Genomic DNA, 18,765 nt, shown 5'->3' with positions numbered 1-18,765 from the left:
AAAGTTATAAATTAGAGTTTAGTAGCCTGTACTAATTGCCAGATATATTTTTAATTACTTTTTTCACCTTCTAATTTTATAAGTAATTTTTTTATATCGTTTTTAGCTTTAACAATATGATTTTTTAGAAATTCACAGGCATTTTGACAGTCTTTTTTTCTGCATAACTCGAGTAAAGTACGGTGCTCTTCAGGAGCTTTTGTTAAACCGCCTGCCAATAAAATATGCATACGTACATAGCGCTCAGAGTTTTTACTATACATATCAACCAGCTCACGGGTTTGTGGGCGCGCGGCGCGGCTGTATAATTTAGCATGAAACTGACTGTTTAAATCTCCAGTAGCTAAATGAGTATCGCCAGCGTCCATAGCGCTTTCAAGCTCAGCTAAAATTAATTCTGCATCAATTAAATCCTGATCAGTTAAATTATTTATCGAATGTTTTAGTAGTTCCGCTTCGAGCAATGCTCTTAAATCAAAAATCTCATCAATTTGAGATGCCGAAAGCTGTGTAGCAGTCGCACCTTTATGAGCTTCAAAGTTGACTAACCCTTCAGCTTCGAGTTGAAGCAAAGCTTCACGTACTGGAATCCGACTTACGTTTAGCTCAGTGGCTAATGCTGCTTGACGTAGCGGATCACCCGCTTTGATTTCACCTGAAAGAATTTTTTCGCGGATAGCTTCTGCAACAAGCTGAGTTCGAGTTTTATGTTCTATGGCCATAGTAATTTCTATAAATTGCATTTAATATGCATTATACCTATGAAAACACGCATGCCAAGTTAGAATCCTTCATAATAAAGAGATAGCGGGAAATGCAATTTCCACTCCCGCTACAATTAACTAAGACTGATAGCAAATTGGTCGCAAAAATCTCAACATTGCATTTAACCCAACAGAAGTGCTGCGAACATCTGTGGAGCTTGGAAAAGGTCCACCATGGTTCATTGAGCCACATACTTCTACGCCGGTTGGCATTTGATTGTGTATTAAACGCCCTACTTTGTATTTCAGCTCTTCTATAACGTGTTCAGCTTTAGCTAAATCATCAGCGCTGTCATGCACACTTGCCGTAAGCTGCCCTTCAAGCGCTGCTACTAGTAAGCTTAACTGCTCCATGCTTTCATAACGAACCAATAAAGCGGCTGGGCCAAATACTTCTTCACGTAACATTGGAGTTGCTAAATAAGTATCAACATTACATGCAAATACGTGGGCATTACCATGAAAGTCTTCTGTGAGTTCCCCTTTAGCAATAAGCTCTACGTTTTCGAGCTCACTGCGCTGGCTAACTTGCTTTTTAAAGGTCTTCACAATACCTGGGGTTAATAAAGTATCTGAGGCGGCTGCACTAATGCAGTTGGCTACCTCGGCTTCTAATTCATCACAGCCCGTTGGTACCAGCCATAAGCCAGGACTGGTACAAAATTGGCCATTACCCATTAGCATTGATTGGCAAAGAGCTTCACCCATAGCTTTACCTTCATTTTGCGCTTTATTGGGTAAAACTATTTGTGGGTTTATGCTACCTAGCTCACCATAAAATGGAATTGGTTCTTGGCGTTTCGCTATAGTAGCTTGCAGTAAGTTAGCCACATTAAACGACCCAGTAAAACCGACTGCTTTAATGGCCGGAGCTGCGACTAATTGATGCGAAATATCGTAAACATCACTTTGCAGCACTGAAAATACACCTAGCGGCATATCACATTCTTTAATCGCAGCAAGCGCTGCACGAGCCATTAGCTCCCCTGTGCCTGGATGCGCAGTATGATTTTTAACAACCACTGGGCAGCCTGCTGCAAGTGCGGCGGCGGTATCCCCTCCGAGTGTTGAAAATGCATACGGAAAATTAGACGCACCAAATACAGCTACAGGCCCAAGCGGTAAGTAATTAAGCTCTGTACGAGGTTTAGGTAGTGGCGAGCGATTACTATCAGCTTCATCAAGCAGCTTTAAACCTAGTGGTGAATCTGGGTTTTCACGCAGTGCACTGGCAAATGCTTTTAACTGATTAACCGTACGCATTCGCTCACCTTGTAAGCGTGCCATAGGTAAATTGGTTTCTTGCGCGGTTTGCGTTAGTAAATCATCGCCAAGTGCTAAAATTTGCTCTGCAATACACTCTAAAAAATCTGCACGCTGACTAAAACTCGTTTTTCTGTACTCGATAAAAGCATTATCAGCAGCATCAACTGCCGTATTTAACTGAGTACTCGTTACATTAAAGTAGCGTGTCGATAATGGTTGATTTTTAGCCGGTGAAAAGGCTTGAAATTCACCTTGCTCAGCGCGACCTTGCCATTGTCCGGCAATTAGGCTTTGTCCTGTTAATGTCATGCTTTTCTCCTCGTTAAATTACTTGAAACCCATAGGCATATGGGTCGTCGTCATCTACTGTTATGGTGCTCGTTCCGGTTACCCGAGACCAGCCGCGAATGCTAGGTAAAATAGCAGTTTGACCTGCCACTTCAGACACCTGCTCTATACAGCCAATAAACTGGCTGCCAATATAACTTTCATGAATAAATGCATCGCCTTGCTGCAATAAGCCTTTACTAAACAACTGAGCCATGCGGGCGCTAGTGCCTGTTCCGCATGGTGAGCGGTCAATGGCTTTATCTCCATAAAAAACCGCATTAGCCGCATCTGAGTTGGAATTTTTGGGTGAGCCAGTCCATAACACATGGCTAGCACCTTGAACGGTAGAGTCGAGCGGATGGATACATTGTATTTTGGTATTAATAGCATCACGCACTAATGGGCTGTATTTGAGTAATTGCCCTGCACTAAAATGTTCAATACCTTTAAAGTTGCCCTGTGGTTCAACAATAATATAAAAGTTACCACCAAAGGCGATATCAACCTTTAATTCGCCCAACTCTGGAATATTGATACATATAGACTGATGCGCTAAATAAGCAGGCACATTGTAAATTTTAACCCACTGCACTTTACCACCAGTCATTTCATAATTGACCTGAACTCGTCCTGCTGGCGTATCCAGTTTTAAAGTACCGGGGGTTTTAGCATGTAGCAAACCATGCTCTAAGGCGAAGGTAACAATACCCATTGTCCCATGACCACACATAGGTAAGCAGCCGGAAGTTTCTACAAATAAAATGGCTGCATCACCATCTTCGCTAGTAGGTGGGTATAAAAAACCGCCCGACATCATATCGTGACCTCTGGGCTCAAACATGAGCGCTTGACGGATCCAGTCATGGTTAGCTAAAAAGTCCTGGCGCTTTTCGCTCATGGTATTTCCCTGTAACAGAGGGTGGCCACTTGTTATAAGCCGCACAGGGTTACCGCAAGTATGGCCATCTATACAAAAAAATGTTCCTTTGCGCATCACTTAATCCAATTTAGGTTTATTTACATCAACACAATACGCTTTCGCAGTATCGTTAAGCGTTGATGAAGAAGTTTTTTCATTTACAACCAGTAGTTTAAAATCTGCTATAGCTTTTACTATAGCGCTGCCAACTAGTTGCCATGTAGAGCTAACTAACTCATCACTATTAAACTGAGCGGCCATTGCTGGGTTTATACCATGCCAATTGGTTTTCATTTGCCTATTCCGAACTGAATTTATGCTTGATATGATAAGTATATTGTATACAATAATCAATATCCTATTTTGATATTAAATTTATAGGTACACACCCTTAAAAGATTACAAATAACTAATTACACATAACCAATTGAAAGTTATAACTAAAAATGAGTTAGAAAGAGCTTGTAGAGTTTTTTCTTACTACTTGTCAGTAAATACAATATCGATTTATTTTTTAAAAAACGTATAGCGTTTTACTTTTATCATCAGGGGAAGGTAATTTTGACCAATACAAGAACTCAAAGAGTCGCCGTGATCGGTGCCGGTGTAATTGGTATTTGCACAGCTTTACAGTTACAACAAGCTGGCTTTGCAGTGACGCTATACGATGAAAATGGCCTAGCGCAAGGCTGTTCAAAAGGTAATGCTGGGCACTTTGCCACCGAACAGGTATTTCCTCTAGCGCAGGTAGCATTATTAAAAAAATTACCTGCTATGCTTTTTAACCCATTAGGACCATTGCGCATTGATTGGCGCTATGCAATAAAAGCTCTCCCTTGGTTTTGGCAGTTTATTAAAAATATGCCTACTGCCAGATTTATCGCACATACACACGCTCTCAAAGCCTTAAATGAACATGCAATTCATGCTTATGAAAGATTATTAGCAAACTATCAACTGGGCCACCTGCTTACTAAACAAGGTAGTTTACTTACCTTTGAAAAAACCTCATTGGTTAATGTGCAGCGCACCTTGGCTATGTATCAAGCGCAAGGAATTAAAGTAAAGCTACTTGATACAAAGCAAGTACATGCTCTAGAGCCCAGTTTATCCGACAAAATAAATCACGCTTTATTATTTGAAGACGTTGCTCATAGTATTGAACCACATTTATTTTGTATCCAATTAGCGCAAAAGTTCAGTTTATTAAAAGGGCAATTTCGTCAACAGAAAGTAGTTGCTATCACGCCTAAAAGTGAAGGTTTTATGGTGAGTGATGAACAAGATAGTCTCAATTTCGATAAAGTCGTGATCGCAGCGGGTGCTTGGAGTGCCTCTCTCACCGAGCCGCTTGGATACACAGCACCTTTAGATACCGAGCGTGGTTACCACTGTATGGTTAATATTAACCATGGCCTAACACGGCCCGTAGCTTCTGCTGAACGGAGTCTTATCATGACCCCGATGAGTCAAGGGTTAAGAGTGGCAGGCACAGTGGAGTTTGCGGGTATAAATAGAAAGGCTAACAATAAACGTGCATTAGCTTTACTGCCCCATGCACAAGCGTTATTAGCTAGCCAGCCTCTTAGTGCCACGACTACATGGATGGGCTGTAGGCCATCATTGCCTGACTCATTACCTATAATAGGCCAAGCCCCCAATCACAATAACCTGTACTTTGCCTTTGGTCATCAGCATTTAGGGTTGACACAAGGAGCCATAACTGCCGAGTTAATTACAGATTTGTGTCTCAATAAAGCCCCCTCCATAAATTTAGAGCCATATTCTATAAACCGGTTTATGCGCTAATTCTTTAAAAATTATAATTAAACAAATACATAGGAGAACCTAATGATGACCAAAGGTATTAGTACTCAAACGAAAGAACAAGCACTTGCTAGTCTTTCCAATATGACTCGCGATTTAATTCCCATTCAAGCTGATGAGCATCTAGCCCGTATTGCCCGTGCTCAAGAGTATATGCAAGCCAATAATGTTGATGCCATTTACTTAAATGCAGGGACTAACCTTACTTACTTTACGGGTATGCGCTGGTACGCAAGTGAGCGCATGGTCGGGGCTATTTTACCCGCGAAGGGCGAAGTACAATATATAGCCCCTGATTTTGAAATTGGCTCTCTCAATGGCTTTAAAGTTATAGAAGGCCCAATTCGCGGCTGGCTTGAACACGAAAGTCCTTATGCATTATTTGTCAAAGTGCTCACCGAAATGGGCATTGCTGAGAGCGGCACTGTAGGGATTGACGAAAGCGCGCAGTTTTTCATTTTCGATGGCATAAATAAAGCGCAAACAGGCTTAAACCTCGTTAATGCACAGCCTGTTACAGCTCATTGCCGCATGCATAAGTCAGCCAATGAACTAATGCTAATACAGCGTGCGATGGATATGACCTTAAAAGTTCATCAGGCCACAGCCAGCATGCTATATGAGGGTATAAGCACAACTGAGGTAGAAGAATTTATTAAACAGGCGCACAAAAAAGTTGGCGCGCCTGGTAACTACTTTTGCATCGTTTTGTTTGGCCTCGCGACATCATTTCCTCATGGTGTCAAAGAGCCACAAACTCTTAAAAAAGGAGATATGGTTTTAATTGATACTGGCTGTAAAGTACACGACTACTTATCAGATATAACTCGCACTTACGTATTTGGTGAAGCTACAGACCGCCAACGCCAATTTTGGAATTATGAAAAAGCCGCACAAATGGCCGCTTTTGATGCAGCTCAAACAGGTCAAAGTTGTGAGAGTGTCGACAACGCTGCCCGCTCTTACTTAGCAGAGCAAGGCCTTGGCCCTGAGTATCAAACACCTGGCTGCCCACACCGTACCGGTCATGGTATAGGCTTAGACATCCATGAATGGCCTTACCTAGTCGGCGGCGATAAAACACCTCTAGCCGCAGGTATGTGCTTTAGTAATGAGCCAATGCTAGTTGTACCTGGTGAATTTGGTGTGCGTTTAGAGGATCACTTTTATATTACTGAAAATGGTCCAAAGTGGTTCACTGAACCCGCTCATAGCCTCGAAAACCCATTTGGGTTATAAGATAAATATACTCATTGCTGCACGGCGAATACTTACCGTGCAGCTAATTAGTACTTGAAAGAACTAGACAACGAATTAGCCTAACAAGTCCAAAGCTTTAAGCCTCTCTCGTGCTAAAAGATATCTTGCACGAACGTCATCAATTTGCTGTTGAGTTAATTTATTACCGAAAGTACGAAGTCCACCATCCTTATCGTCATGATGAATTCCAAATGCGCACTTAAGGTACTCCATAAGTAGCGGTTGAGCATCCAAGTAAGAGATGGAATTCATAGCCTGAGAAATTTTGTTAGCCTCAGCCCATTCCCCTTTATTTACATACTCCTGCATCGTCACACTCGCTTTTGGAAAGATACAACCTACACCTGTGATCCCGCCACATGCTCCTGCTAGTCCGGCATGCACAGTGACAGTGTCTACACCTGCCAAAATTTTTGCATCTTTGTTTTCTAACATTATCGTCTCAATGATTGAAACGTCTGACGTCGATATTTTTAACGCAGTTACTTCAGGGAGTGAAGCAAGTTTTTTAAGAAGCTCGGTTGAGAGCGCATGGTAGCCAGCTGCATCTGGGTTGTTATAAGGCATAATTGTAATGCCAGCCTCTTTAGCGGCTGTTGCACAAAGCGCATAATATGCATACATATCTTCATCACTAGGTGCTTCTTTGGTTTTTGGTGGCATAACCATGACAGTATCTACGCCAACAGATGCAAGTTGCTTTACAATTTCAGCTATTTCTTCTTTCGTTTCTGCCGCAGCACCACTGATCAGTGGCACACCGTATTCTTTTGCAACATCAGAAAGAGCTTCAAGTAAAGAAAGACGCTGATCAACACTTAGATAACTATTTTCACCTAATGTGCCTGAGCCAACAAGCCCCCCCATTCTACTACCGCCTTTCCCTTGTACTTTTAAAATTTCTGCAGCGTATTTCTTTGTTGTATCAAAGTCTATTTCAAATGATCCAGATTCAGACTCTTTTAGCCATGTGAATACGGCCGGCATAACTGAAAAGCGCCAATCTGTGTTCGTTGTTTTCATCATATTTCCTGTGCTTAAAGGTAACTCCTATAAATATTAACACAAATAGAATATTGTATACAATATTCTATTTGTGTTAATTCTCTTGTAATTTGTGAAGCTTAAGCAGTGGTGATTAATTTATGCCATAGTGTGATTAGTCTGGTGAACTGAATTAAACAGTGCCAATTATTGGCACCATTTACCTTGCTTTTGAGCAATTAGTAATAAGTGTGCTGCGCTCCTTGTTGCTCACCATTAAGCGGATTATAATTCTCACGTATTGGTGCATTAGAAAGCAAACCATTGGCACGATTTAATAGCTTTTCACTTAATTGCTGAGCTTGTTTGCAATAACCGTAATGACTCATACCTACTAACCCAAAGTAAGCTTGATCAAGCCATACTCGTCCACGCCAATAAATATCCGCACCGAAAGCCGGATTAGTCAGCGCAGCACTGCCAAGCGGAACGTAAGTATTAAACTCATTGTTATCAAGCATTGTTTTTACCACATCACTGGCCTGTTCCATACTCGCTACTTGATTAAACAACGGTGACCACCCTTCAGGACCTTTGCCTCTTTTTACTAAAGTCCTCCCAGCGCAACCATTCGCTAAGGGCGTATCTGCTATTTCAATGTCGTAGTAGAAGCCTGTATTTTTATCAAACATGCACCGATTGATATAATCCCTTAACTGAGCTGCTTGCCTTAAAAAGTAACTTGCTTGGTGCGGTAACTTAAGCTGCTTCGCTATTTTACTTAAATAACGGTTATCAGCAGCCATATATGAGGCTTGATCCACAGATTCTTGCAATAATGAATACCCAACTAATGTACCTGTATCATTACGATTTTCTGCAAAACCAACGTGCCAGTCACCACGAATCCCGCCGTTTTTTATATAACGATTTAACTGTTGATTATTTATAAAACCAAACACAGCAGCATCATCACGACCAGATTCCCAAGATGCGGCTGTTTGTGCCGGAACTTTAATTTCTAAGGTTGCTTCATCGCTTAGGTAAGTCCTATAGCTTTTTAAGCCACTTCTTGTTCGCCAACCTGCCGAGGTTTTTACTTTAAATAATAACTTTTCGTCACGAGTATTATGAGCTTTATCAACAGTGGCACCATACTCTGGCACACCGTTTTTATTATGATCACGATTGCGTAGCCACCATTCACGATAAGCAACTAGTTTAGGGTATATGTGCGCGAGCCACTGAGTATCGCCTGTATTTTCAAACACCTGCCACACAGCCCAAGCTGCCAAGCTTGGCTTAGTATTACGCTCATTCCAATTTGTGCCGTCCCCACCGCGTTTTGCACTAAAATTATAGGCCACTAAGTCAGGTATAAATCCAGCATCCCATGGCCTGACAGCATCGTCTGGCGTTATTTGATGCTCAAACACAGCATTCAAATTTTGTTTAGCAAGCTCTGGATTAAATGTTACCAGTGCATATGCCTGCTTGTAGCTATCCCAAGGCCAAGTTTGATTACCTGAAAACCAGCGACCGGTCACGGCAGGACTAACGGTATCAAAACCTACTGCACCAGCTTTACTGCGCCAATTTCCAATTAACGTTTCAACACTTTTTACCGCAAGTTTTTGTAAGGCTGGCTGCTTGTTACTAATTGGCTGTGTCGCTTTATTTATATACTCTTGCCAACGTAATTTACTACGTGATAAATAGTGTTCGGGTTGCTTTAAAATTTCATCAACAATCTCTCTTTCACGTACCACGTCTTGATTATTTAATAAATATGAATAGCTTGTGTAGAATGTGCGATTGTTTTTTATGTGCGTTTTGCTTGAGTAACTTAGGTCGTCATGACGTGTTTTAACCGCTAACGTTTTTTTAAGCAATAACTGTGAACTCCCCGAGGTGAGCAGGTGTCCATGCGCCCTTACTTTGCCAAAACTAATCGCAATACTATTGCTGGTGACTTGCCATCGGGGGTTTAATTTCGGATAAACCACAAATGGCGAACGCCCCGCTTTTTCGGTGCCATTGTTAGCACGTAAATGGTTTATAAGTTTTCCTGTGAAATGTAATGTAATAGGCTCAGTAGTTTTAATCTGTGTTTTAACTAATGAAGTGCGATTTGTCACAAAGCGCAAAGTAAGCGTTATGTTTACCCCATCACCGCTTAGCTCTTGCACTAACGCGCCGGGTTCGCTGTAAGCCCGCATTGCTAGCTTCACTTTATTGGCCTCGTCAATTTTCTGGCCTTTATAAACAGTCAGCTTTTCTAAATAAGGTGCTATAAAATTTAAATACTCCTCAGTAACAATAGCAGGCCCGGTGAACGCGCCGGCGTTTTCATCTGTTGGTAGCAAATGTCCATGCCATGCGCCTAAATCAAAAAGAGGGCTAAAACGTTGATGATCGCCTTGCTCAAATTCCTGCATATAATATGGGCTGCCGGTTCTATATATTAAGTTCTTATAATTAACCACCTCACTAGCAGCAGCCTTACAATGACTGATTAAAAGCACGGTGATTAAAATAAACAGATTTTTAAAAATCATTTATTTAGTCCTTTTTGTATCGCGCTAATAAATAAAAACCAAACCCAGTAGCTAGTGCAATGCCTGCAAATAATAACCACATGATTTCAGGTGACTTTATCTCTTTGACCAGGTAGCCGTAGCTCCACCCAGACAAAAATCCAGCAAATAAAAAGCCTAATGCCATAGACACAAAGTAATAACCCATAAACATCGCAGCACTGCCTTTTGGAGCTATGCTGGCAACATACTCTTGGCTTTTTGGTGAGGTGAGCATTTCACCAAAAGCAATTAATAATATAACCGTTACCACTACTAAACCTCCCAACTGGCTTAGTAATACCCCCGCACTCATTAATAACAACACTAAAAAAGCACCTGCTGTGACAATTAAACCGCTTATTAGGACAGATATAACTTTAAAATGCTGACATTTAACACTTACTATTATTTGTAACAGAACAATAGCTGCAAAATCTAAATTAATCAGGTATTCAGGGTTTACCTGTCGGTATTTAAGCCACTGCTGCGCCACTTGCATACTTTGCTCAGCCGAAAAGCTAGAAGCACTGGCTTGTTTAAAAAATAACGCTATTTCAGCAACAGGAACATTGACTTTTAGGTGGACTAACTCTAGACGCACTGCCTCTAAATTTATCTCTTTGACTGGTGTTAGACTTTGAGTAGCAGCCAGTGTTTGCAGTTTGTTACTTAAAGCTTGAATATCAACATAAGCAAAAAAATCCACTGCTGATTGACCAAAGTAACTCAAGAATGCAACTAAATCTTGAGTATCTATATAGTCACGTATAAACAGAGGTAGAGTATAAAAAAGTTGGTTATATACCGTCCAAAACCCCGTTAATATTGCTAAATATAGTGCAAAACTACGATTGCTAACCCTCACCGGTTGTAGATACCATTTAGACGCTTTTTGCACGCTTACGCACTTATCCCATAACCAGTTCGCAGCTAACCAAATCGTAATTAGTGAAAAAGCTTGAGTGTATGTTAACCAGCTAACTCCCCCCGTCATTAAAATAATTACACTGGTAAACAGTAATAATGCGAAACGGCTGTTACCCAAAACATGTTGAGCTTGCTGTAAAACCGCTGCCGCACCTATGCTGCTACGTAGTTTACTGCTTGACTCACGGTAAAAAAGCAATGGAATAAAATTAATAACAATCCAAGATGCCGACATAATAAATACCGCATCCCAACTAATAGTCCTTAAATACCCAGCCACTAACGGGCCAATGAAGCCCCCCAAATTAACCATAGTGTAAAAAATACCAAAGCCTAATCCTCGGTTACTGTCGTTAGTATTTTGACTAATAGTGCCTACTACCACAGGTTTAAAGCAGGATGCACCAAAAGCGACTAACATTAAAATCATAAAGAACGAATTAAAATCAGTCACTTGACCTAAGAAGTAATAGCTTGGCGTCATCACAACAAATGAGCATGTAAACATTTTTTTATAGCCATAGCGATCGGCAAAAGCCCCAGTGATCACAGGTAATAAGTATAAAAAAAACGGAATTATCCCCTGTACGGCGCCTCGCTCTGCATCACTAAATCCGACCCCCCCTTGCTCAATGGGTGTGGTCATATACACCGACGATACTGCAAAAAAGCCATACCAAGCTAAACGCTCAAAAATTTCCATGGTATTAGCCAAGTAGAAACCTAACCCAAAGCTACGCCAAGTTTGTTTATTTTTGCCAGTTTCCTGCTGTGCTGCTGATTGTAATTGTTGGTTATTATTCATAGTTTACTTTTTCAATTAAACGCAGTATTTTATATTGCATACAATATACAAACAAAGCAACTAAAATGACAAAAATTATATCTCTCACATTATTAACTTTACTACTCACTGCCTGTCAGCCCACGCCTAATACTAGTGCGAATAATAAACCTGATCTCGGTAACATAAAAAGCGGCCCAAGTAAAATGCAAGCAAACATTACCGTCCAGGGCTATACCAGCACACTCAATAATATCGATATTGAGTTTTTAGGAAAAACAATTCCATATACATACAGCGATGGCAAAATAGGAAATAGTCGGGGCTACAACTGGTGGGTAAGTAAGCACTTTGCGCTAAAAAGTGATCTACCCAAAGAGAAGGTCACGCTATACTTAGAGCTACTTGAAATGGCATATCCACATTATGTTGCTTTATTTGGTATGGCTCCCCCAAATATTGAGCGCCAACGCATTGCAGTTGTTTATGGTAGTAGTCGCTCCCGTGTACGAGAAGCCATGCTTGATGATGGTTTTTTACGTGGGGTACATAAAACGGCCGGTGGTGAAACCATGTTTTATAACCGTGCCGGATATAATTTCCCCAGCCACCGTGAGCACCATCAGCGTTATATAGTTATTCACGAAACCATGCATGCTTTTCATATGGCATTAAACGGCCATTCAACGTGGGCACCTAATTGGATCACCGAAGGTTTAGCTGATTCGATTGCTCACCATGTTTATGATCCTAAGCAAAAACAACTCACCGTCATGGTATTTGATCGCGCCCCAATGAATTACATTGAAACCGGTTTAAAACAATATTACAGCGCAAATAAACCTACAATTGAAGAAATAAATGACGATCCAGCACTAAAACGTGGACTTAATTTTTTTATTATTCATTATCTTTTAAGCTCTCCTGAACGGGCACAGTACTTTGCTCACTTTATTGAAGAGCTCAAATTAGCGAACCCACACAGCGAAGCCACACTTTCAACAGCTAACTCACTGCTTAAAAGTACTTTTAAAAATTGGTCGGAAATAGAACAAGGTTTTGCTGATTTTGTAGAAAATATCCAACCTAGTTTCCATATTGTATCAGGGCCTTGGGAGCAAGACAGTAACGCTTACTGGCTACGTAATACTCAATCAACGGCGTTATCACGATTAGATATTAATCCCCCCTCAGCTGCCAACCACCCAGTCATGGACTTTCCAGCGCCAAAACCGAGTTCACTCATTGATGTAGCAAATAAAAACCAAGTGGCCGCGCTAATCGAGTTCGAAGCTGCTCAATTACATCGAGGAAAAATTGGCATAGCATTACAAGGAAAGCGTGACCAACAAAATCTACAATATCGCCGCACTTTTATTGGTGAAGAGCAAGTGAATGATGATCAATTACTGATGCTGCTTATTGAAGATGGCAGTCACTTAATTATAAATGCACAAAGCTACGATAACTTTAAAGCAAAGCAAATAGCCCTGACACCTGAGATAAAAAGTGCATTAATTGCAGATAAGAAACTTGCAATAAACCTAACGCTCGAGCAAGCACAATTAAGCATTAACTTACACGCTCAAAGTGACAGTCAAAAAGTAACCCAACAATTTTCTATTCCCCTGAATAAGCAAATGATTTCAACACTTAACAGCGAAAAGATCAGCTTATTAGGTCAAAATAACAACCATAAAATCACTCCGTATTTATTTAACCCTACCCCCACTCGCTTGGTGTCTGTCACAGCAGAGAATGCGCTTACAAACCCTTGGCTTTTTAAAAATTATGCTCTATTAAACCGAGTGTTTAAAACCTGCCAGCAACACGAGAGATTTATACCACAATGCGATCTTGAGTTGAGTAATATTTTGGCAAAATTACCCTCTATAGAGCTGCACGATGAAGCCAGTTCTGAACTAGAGTTCTTGGAAAATCAATATATAACCACATTAAATAATACTGGTTTTAGTACTCTTTCTGGGGTTAAATCTGATATTTATTATCACCAACAAAAGCCTTTTTTAAGAGTGGTCAATCCAACTGGTTCCTCTTTAGAAATTACTGCACAAGTATCACTCATAGATAGCGCTGATAAGCTAATCAAAACTCATCAGCTCAAACGCAACTTGACTTCAGGAACACATAATATCTCACTGCTAACAGAAATAAATGCTGATAAGATTACTATTGCGCAAACTCTCAAATGGAAGTCGTTAACGCACCAAACTACGCTCTCAAAACGAGTAACCCCGTTTAATGGCGTTGAGTTTAATGTAGTAAAAACGAAGGAGCATGAAGACCATTGGTTAGTAGCGTTTAATTTATCTGGTCCTTATTCTGGGGAAACAACTGGGGACATTATTCTAACCTCAACATTATTCGAGCAAGCCACCCCCGCAAAATCTCAACAGAAAAGTGTTGATATAGCACCTTATGAACAAAAAACATACACCTTCAAAGTAACAAAAACTGGCAAACCACAACAGATTTCTGTAAAGGCCATTTTAAATGTTGATGGTGAGCCTATTCGTCTTATTCAAGAGCTAACTTTGTCCTAAGCTTAACAATAGGACAAAAGCCACTTTCGCAAGAAAGTGGCTTTTGCCTCCTCTTTAGATTACCATTGTTTAGTCCAGCGTTAACTGAGTTGATGTTGCTTTCTTTCTCTTGGTATTCAGCCACCTTTGGCCTAATTTAATTACCTTTCAATGCACTCATCAATATTGAAGTTGTCAGCTTTGGCGACACTTTTGCAACGTAAGTACAATTGAATGTTTATTTATCAACTTTACATCCAAGTAGTTCAATTTATAGTTAGTTTAAAACACCAGAAAAAAGCTAAAGGGGTGTTTTGACTTTGAAGAAATGAACCTTTGCATTTGTTTCTTTATAAAAAAAGAGCCACCAGAAAACTGATGACTCCATTATATAAAGTGCGTGAGATCACGCTTTAAGTTTATATATTAACTAACGACACCCTTGACTGTTAAAGTCGACGACTAAGCTTGCACCAGTGCTATTACCAGCTACTTTTAGGTAGCCCCAGTATTCACTCTGGCCTGAAATATAAATACACTCTCCATTTCCGCTATTATTTGACTCAGCCACTTCATTGTTACCATTTGGCCAACCACTTGCAGCGTAGCTTAGACTTAAATCACCACTACCATTAGCGGTGGTGATCGCAATACCATTTTGGCCTTGAACATCTGCAATGCTAAACCACATAGGATCGCTATTACCTAGACAAATTACTTCGCCATCATTTAAGCGGCCACTGCTTCGGCTACCTTGACTAGCACACACATCTGGCACGTTAGAAGTCACTTGGGTAAATGATGCTGTTAACTGAACGTTATCAAATGCATTATAACCTCTAACCATCACATGGTATCGGCCTACTTGTGCAGGATTTATAGCACACGACTCTTCGTTACCACCAATGTAAGGGCGACAATCATATATAGCTTCACTCGGTGCTGCTTCAAAACTTACATATAAATCCGCATCACCTGTACCACCAGTTAAATTAAACATAAGGTCGCTGGCGCCTGAAGGAACATCAAAAGTGAAATATAAAAATTCATCTTGAGCGCCACTAATGTTAATTGGCTGGCTATTCAATAGCACACCATCATCAACACTACTGTCAGCTTCGATAGTTGCTACTGTAGTGACAGTTTGGCTTGCACCTTCATTATCAACCACAGTTAATGTTATGGTGTATTCTCCTGCACTTGTGTAACTATGAGTAGAATTTGCCAGATTTGAACTGCTACCATCGCCAAAGTTCCATTGATAACTGGCGATACTACCATCGCTATCATTACTACCATTACTCGTGAAGCTAATATTGTTATTTTGCATGCCAGAATATGGGCCATTAATTTGTGCTACTGGTGGGGTATTAGTGCTCGTACCTGCAACTAAGTCATCGCACCACTGTACAAATTCATTCTCATAGTTATTGGCCCACTCTACAGTTTTTGATTTATAGGCACTCCAATTACCAGTGCGGGTATGAGCCAACATGGCATCAAGTTCGTTGTTGTGACGTTCAAACATAAAGCGAACAGCTAAGTAACCCCAGCGATAAATTCGATCTTGATCAAATCCATCATAGGTGGTGTCAAAAATTTGCGCTAGTGTATAGCGCGAGCCATCACTAATAGTGGCTTTTGCAGCATCGTTGTTATTTAAATTAGCAACATACTCTGCAACCCCTTCAGACCACCAGACAATATCTTCTGTGGGTGCGTTAAAGTCACCATATAAGTCGAAACGACCATCTAAATAGTGAACATACTCGTGCTCTAAGTTCCATACATAGTGCTCTGCATTGGCATAACTTGCTTCATAAGCTATAAAATTAGCTTGGTTGCCAGCTACAGATGGGTCACCTTCTAAATACATACCGCCATTGTTAGTATTTATACCAAAGATAGCACCTGCGTACTTGCTATAATCGTCACTACTGTCAAAAATATTTACTTGTAAAAAGTTATTGTTGTCATCAGCAACAGGGGTGTTATTTGTGGCTAGCTTATTATGAAAAAGCCCTTCTTCAGCGCCCATAGCATCACATGCTGCTGCATGTTGAATAGCCGTCATATTTTGCGAGCGAATTTTTATAGTACTACTACAGCTATAATTTTGTGACAACACTTGTTGAGTTAGTTCATCAACAAAGCCACAAATACCGTAGTCATTACAATCTGCGTAATAACTTACAGAATCAGCTGCTGCAAGCCATACTGCATCACCATAACCAAAACTGTTATAGGTGCTAAAAATAGCTTTCAAACCAGTATCAACACTTGCTTGTATTGACGTGCCTGAATATTGTTTTAAACGAGCTAATTCACTGGCAGCGTTAACAATCAAGTATTGTGCATCTGAGTCTATCATCCACTGCTTTTGAGTAAATGCGCTTAGCTTAGCAACTAAGTCAGTATCAGTGCCGATAGCGGTTACAAATGCATCATTCCACTGGCCACGATAAAGTAGCGTGAAAATACCATTAACAGCACTACGCATATTCCATTTTGCAGCATAACTCTCATTGAAGCGCGTTAACCACTGCTTTACCACGTTTAAGTAACGATGCTGCTGCTCAGCACTATCAATAGTTATGATAACTTCAGCAAGTGTTTTTCCGTGTCCATCATTATCATCATAAAAGTGGCTATTGTTTACAAATGCATCTATAGCATCAACTACTGCAGGTTGTACCCAAGAGCTAAAATTCACGTCAGCATTATAAAACTCAACATAAAAACCCGCACGCAAATATAAAAACAGCGCTTCTAAATCAACATCTCCACCACCAGCATAAGTCTGTGAGAGTGACTTAGCATGATTTGCAACGGCATACATGTTATCTGAACTATAAACCTGACTCTGAATAGAAGATGGCGCACTAAAAAGTTCATTAATGCAATTAGTACCTTGGCTCTTAAGTTCAGTGATAATTGCACTAGTGCTTGCACTTGCCATCGCACTTAAATCACAAGTGACAACGGCAGCTTGGCTGCGCATCATGAACTGATTAAGTTGTTGTGGCTGTTTTTGCAACTCAGCAATAGGCGCTTTTTCGTTATGTTGGTGATCTACACCGTGATGATGTGTACGCTCAACTTCTGCACTTTTGGTGTAAATAAGCGCTCCTGCACGTTAGCTGAATGAGCTAAAGAGCTTGCTCCAAGCATTGGTAGCGCCAGAATTAATGTTTTAATTTTCATAATTTACCTTTGATAATTGTTGTTTTCTCTATCCAAACGGTAAGAGAAACACTTTTATAACATTAATTTATCATTGTATACAATATATTTTATATTCACGTAACAGTGTAAGTAGATCCTGTTGATAATTTGACGAAAAAAAATAAGGTCTGAAGTTAATCTATATTTCAACTAAGAAAACAAAGTCATTAAATATTTAGGATGAGAAGTATGGCTAGAAAGGACAAGGCTGTAGATATGCGTAAATGTAAATACACCATAAACTCGTATTATGTAAAAGTAACGAAATTAACAGCTCTAAAAATTAAAATAGTTTTAAGTTGGTCACACTCAGGTCACCATTTTTGATATGTTAGTAGATACTATCAATAAAGGAAAGGGACCAAATGGCGCTCTCGGTAGGGATCGAACCTACAACTCAGCCTCCGGAGGGCCACGTGATATCCATTTCACCACGAGAGCACATTTGTTGCCGCCACATCAACTCGCGATATCAATGTGTTAGCATGCGCTAATGATAAAGCCATCTTTACACAAATGCTAGCGACATTAGTTTATATGATTACTAATTAGGCACTTTTGAATAAAACATGTGACTATTTTATAAAAACGCGTTATTTATTAATATTCGATAAAAATAGTTACGCTTTAGCAACATTTTAACTATCATTGTCACAGAAATAAAAATATTTAATGAGAGGAAGTAATAATGAGTTTGATGTCTACTGAGCAAGTTGCTGAGTTTTTAGGTGTTAAAGAAGAACGCGTAAAACGTCTTGCACGTGAAAGTTTATTAATCGCTAAGTCAGAGGATGAAAACGGCGAACCGCAGTTTGATGCAGATGAAGTAGCAAAATATAAAGAATTAGCAGCGCGTTTTGGTGGCCTTTAAAAGCCACATGCTGCACTAAATTTTAGCAGCTGCGCGCGTAATTTTTTTGCTGGAGCTCTTATGTCGCGCTGCTCATACCAACCAATACTTAAAACCAAAAATAACAGCTTATAACAATTAAGCTTATCGGTTGATGTTACAAACCCTACCTGTTTATCTTTATATTTAGCGTAACTATTTAATAACGCATCATCATTATTTTTATTTAGCTCAAAGCTAACACTTAGCGCCGCTAAATCAAAATACACGTCGTTAGTTTTAGCGTACTCAAAATCAATTAAGTAGCTGCCTGACTCATTCACTATTAAATTATCTTTAATTAAATCGTTGTGGCAAAAACCAAGCTCGATAGGCATGGCCGTAATAAAGTTAACCGCTGCACTAATTAGCTGCTGATGCTCCAAATACACTGGTGAACATTTATAACAGCTTAGCTCTTGGGCTATGTTCATTGGCTCAGTGCTAACTGAGTAAGCATGGACAGTG

General features: G+C 40.1%; 14 protein-coding genes and 1 tRNA gene. 4 read left to right on the top strand and 11 right to left on the bottom strand.

Translation table 11 applies throughout. From position 1 onward, the window contains the following. Positions 1-50: 50 nt before the first annotated feature. The 4 genes from BCG07_RS14065 to BCG07_RS14050 all read right to left on the bottom strand — a co-directional run bounded on the left by BCG07_RS14065 (position 51) and on the right by BCG07_RS14050 (position 3,573). A complete protein-coding gene (locus BCG07_RS14065; RefSeq protein WP_069439272.1) occupies positions 51-722 on the bottom strand; it encodes a GntR family transcriptional regulator in 672 nt (223 codons plus the stop codon). 120 nt (positions 723-842) lie between these two features. Continuing rightward, positions 843-2,339, bottom strand: a complete 1,497-nt coding sequence (locus BCG07_RS14060) for an aldehyde dehydrogenase (NADP(+)) (protein ID WP_010557843.1) — start codon at positions 2,337-2,339, stop codon at positions 843-845. A gap of 13 nt (positions 2,340-2,352) precedes the next feature. Then, positions 2,353-3,354: a 4-hydroxyproline epimerase gene (locus BCG07_RS14055; protein WP_010557844.1), complete on the bottom strand. Its 1,002-nt coding sequence runs from the start codon at positions 3,352-3,354 to the stop codon at positions 2,353-2,355. Between the two features lie 3 nt (positions 3,355-3,357). Next, a complete protein-coding gene (locus BCG07_RS14050; protein ID WP_010557845.1) occupies positions 3,358-3,573 on the bottom strand; it encodes a hypothetical protein in 216 nt (71 codons plus the stop codon). Between the two features lie 267 nt (positions 3,574-3,840). On the opposite strand from BCG07_RS14050, the gene BCG07_RS14045 reads away from it, so the two are divergent. After that, positions 3,841-5,088: an NAD(P)/FAD-dependent oxidoreductase gene (locus BCG07_RS14045; RefSeq protein WP_286890643.1), complete on the top strand. Its 1,248-nt coding sequence runs from the start codon at positions 3,841-3,843 to the stop codon at positions 5,086-5,088. A 42-nt stretch (positions 5,089-5,130) separates the two neighbouring features. Beyond that, a complete protein-coding gene (locus BCG07_RS14040) occupies positions 5,131-6,345 on the top strand; it encodes a M24 family metallopeptidase (protein WP_033035131.1) in 1,215 nt (404 codons plus the stop codon). Between the two features lie 75 nt (positions 6,346-6,420). Here BCG07_RS14040 and BCG07_RS14035 read toward each other — a convergent pair whose 3' ends face one another. The 3 genes from BCG07_RS14035 to BCG07_RS14025 form a co-directional block, all read right to left on the bottom strand. Beyond that, positions 6,421-7,389: a dihydrodipicolinate synthase family protein gene (locus tag BCG07_RS14035; protein WP_286890668.1), complete on the bottom strand. Its 969-nt coding sequence runs from the start codon at positions 7,387-7,389 to the stop codon at positions 6,421-6,423. Between the two features lie 200 nt (positions 7,390-7,589). Continuing rightward, entirely contained in the window at positions 7,590-9,908 is a 2,319-nt protein-coding gene (gene ygjK / locus BCG07_RS14030; protein WP_286890639.1) for an alpha-glucosidase, read from the bottom strand. A gap of 4 nt (positions 9,909-9,912) precedes the next feature. Then, entirely contained in the window at positions 9,913-11,661 is a 1,749-nt protein-coding gene (locus BCG07_RS14025) for an MFS transporter (RefSeq protein WP_286890636.1), read from the bottom strand. A gap of 65 nt (positions 11,662-11,726) precedes the next feature. Between BCG07_RS14025 and BCG07_RS14020 the strand changes: the two genes are divergently transcribed. Next, positions 11,727-14,204 carry a hypothetical protein gene (locus tag BCG07_RS14020; protein ID WP_286890633.1) on the top strand — a complete coding sequence of 826 codons (2,478 nt, stop codon included), beginning with the start codon at positions 11,727-11,729 and terminating at the stop codon, positions 14,202-14,204. A 409-nt stretch (positions 14,205-14,613) separates the two neighbouring features. On the opposite strand, the gene BCG07_RS14015 is transcribed toward BCG07_RS14020, so the two are convergent. The 3 genes from BCG07_RS14015 to BCG07_RS14005 form a co-directional block, all read right to left on the bottom strand. Continuing rightward, positions 14,614-17,220, bottom strand: a complete 2,607-nt coding sequence (locus BCG07_RS14015) for a collagenase (protein WP_286890631.1) — start codon at positions 17,218-17,220, stop codon at positions 14,614-14,616. Between the two features lie 35 nt (positions 17,221-17,255). Next, positions 17,256-17,387 (bottom strand): hypothetical protein, encoded by a 132-nt coding sequence (locus tag BCG07_RS14010; protein WP_286890629.1) that lies wholly within the window; start codon positions 17,385-17,387, stop codon positions 17,256-17,258. A gap of 387 nt (positions 17,388-17,774) precedes the next feature. Next, positions 17,775-17,849, bottom strand: a tRNA-Arg gene (locus BCG07_RS14005). Between the two features lie 247 nt (positions 17,850-18,096). Between BCG07_RS14005 and BCG07_RS14000 the strand changes: the two genes are divergently transcribed. Then, positions 18,097-18,279 carry a hypothetical protein gene (locus BCG07_RS14000; RefSeq protein WP_006793710.1) on the top strand — a complete coding sequence of 61 codons (183 nt, stop codon included), beginning with the start codon at positions 18,097-18,099 and terminating at the stop codon, positions 18,277-18,279. Here the strand turns inward: BCG07_RS14000 and BCG07_RS13995 are convergent. Then, the coding region (locus tag BCG07_RS13995) for a phosphotransferase family protein (RefSeq protein WP_286890627.1) at positions 18,276-18,765 on the bottom strand (490 nt) is incomplete at its 5' end. The two genes, BCG07_RS14000 and BCG07_RS13995, sit on opposite strands and share 4 nt — an antisense overlap.

The organism is Pseudoalteromonas sp. ESRF-bin5, from assembly GCF_002632075.1.
Lineage (GTDB): Bacteria > Pseudomonadota > Gammaproteobacteria > Enterobacterales > Alteromonadaceae > Pseudoalteromonas > Pseudoalteromonas marina.
Note: the sequence above shows the minus strand (reverse complement) of the source record. Positions and strands in the feature narration are given on the sequence as shown.

Bases quoted from the DNA above. Each gene is read 5' to 3' on its own strand.
- BCG07_RS14065 (WP_069439272.1), bottom strand. From the start codon at position 722: ATGGCCATAGAACATAAAACTCGAACTCAGCTTGTTGCAGAAGCTATC.
- BCG07_RS14060 (WP_010557843.1), bottom strand. From the start codon at position 2,339: ATGACATTAACAGGACAAAGCCTAATTGCCGGACAATGGCAAGGTCGC.
- BCG07_RS14055 (WP_010557844.1), bottom strand. From the start codon at position 3,354: ATGCGCAAAGGAACATTTTTTTGTATAGATGGCCATACTTGCGGTAAC.
- BCG07_RS14050 (WP_010557845.1), bottom strand. From the start codon at position 3,573: ATGAAAACCAATTGGCATGGTATAAACCCAGCAATGGCCGCTCAGTTT.
- BCG07_RS14040 (WP_033035131.1), top strand. From the start codon at position 5,131: ATGATGACCAAAGGTATTAGTACTCAAACGAAAGAACAAGCACTTGCT.
- BCG07_RS14035 (WP_286890668.1), bottom strand. From the start codon at position 7,389: ATGAAAACAACGAACACAGATTGGCGCTTTTCAGTTATGCCGGCCGTA.
- ygjK (WP_286890639.1), bottom strand. From the start codon at position 9,908: ATGATTTTTAAAAATCTGTTTATTTTAATCACCGTGCTTTTAATCAGT.
- BCG07_RS14025 (WP_286890636.1), bottom strand. From the start codon at position 11,661: ATGAATAATAACCAACAATTACAATCAGCAGCACAGCAGGAAACTGGC.
- BCG07_RS14020 (WP_286890633.1), top strand. From the start codon at position 11,727: ATGACAAAAATTATATCTCTCACATTATTAACTTTACTACTCACTGCC.
- BCG07_RS14010 (WP_286890629.1), bottom strand. From the start codon at position 17,387: ATGAAAATTAAAACATTAATTCTGGCGCTACCAATGCTTGGAGCAAGC.
- BCG07_RS14000 (WP_006793710.1), top strand. From the start codon at position 18,097: ATGAGTTTGATGTCTACTGAGCAAGTTGCTGAGTTTTTAGGTGTTAAA.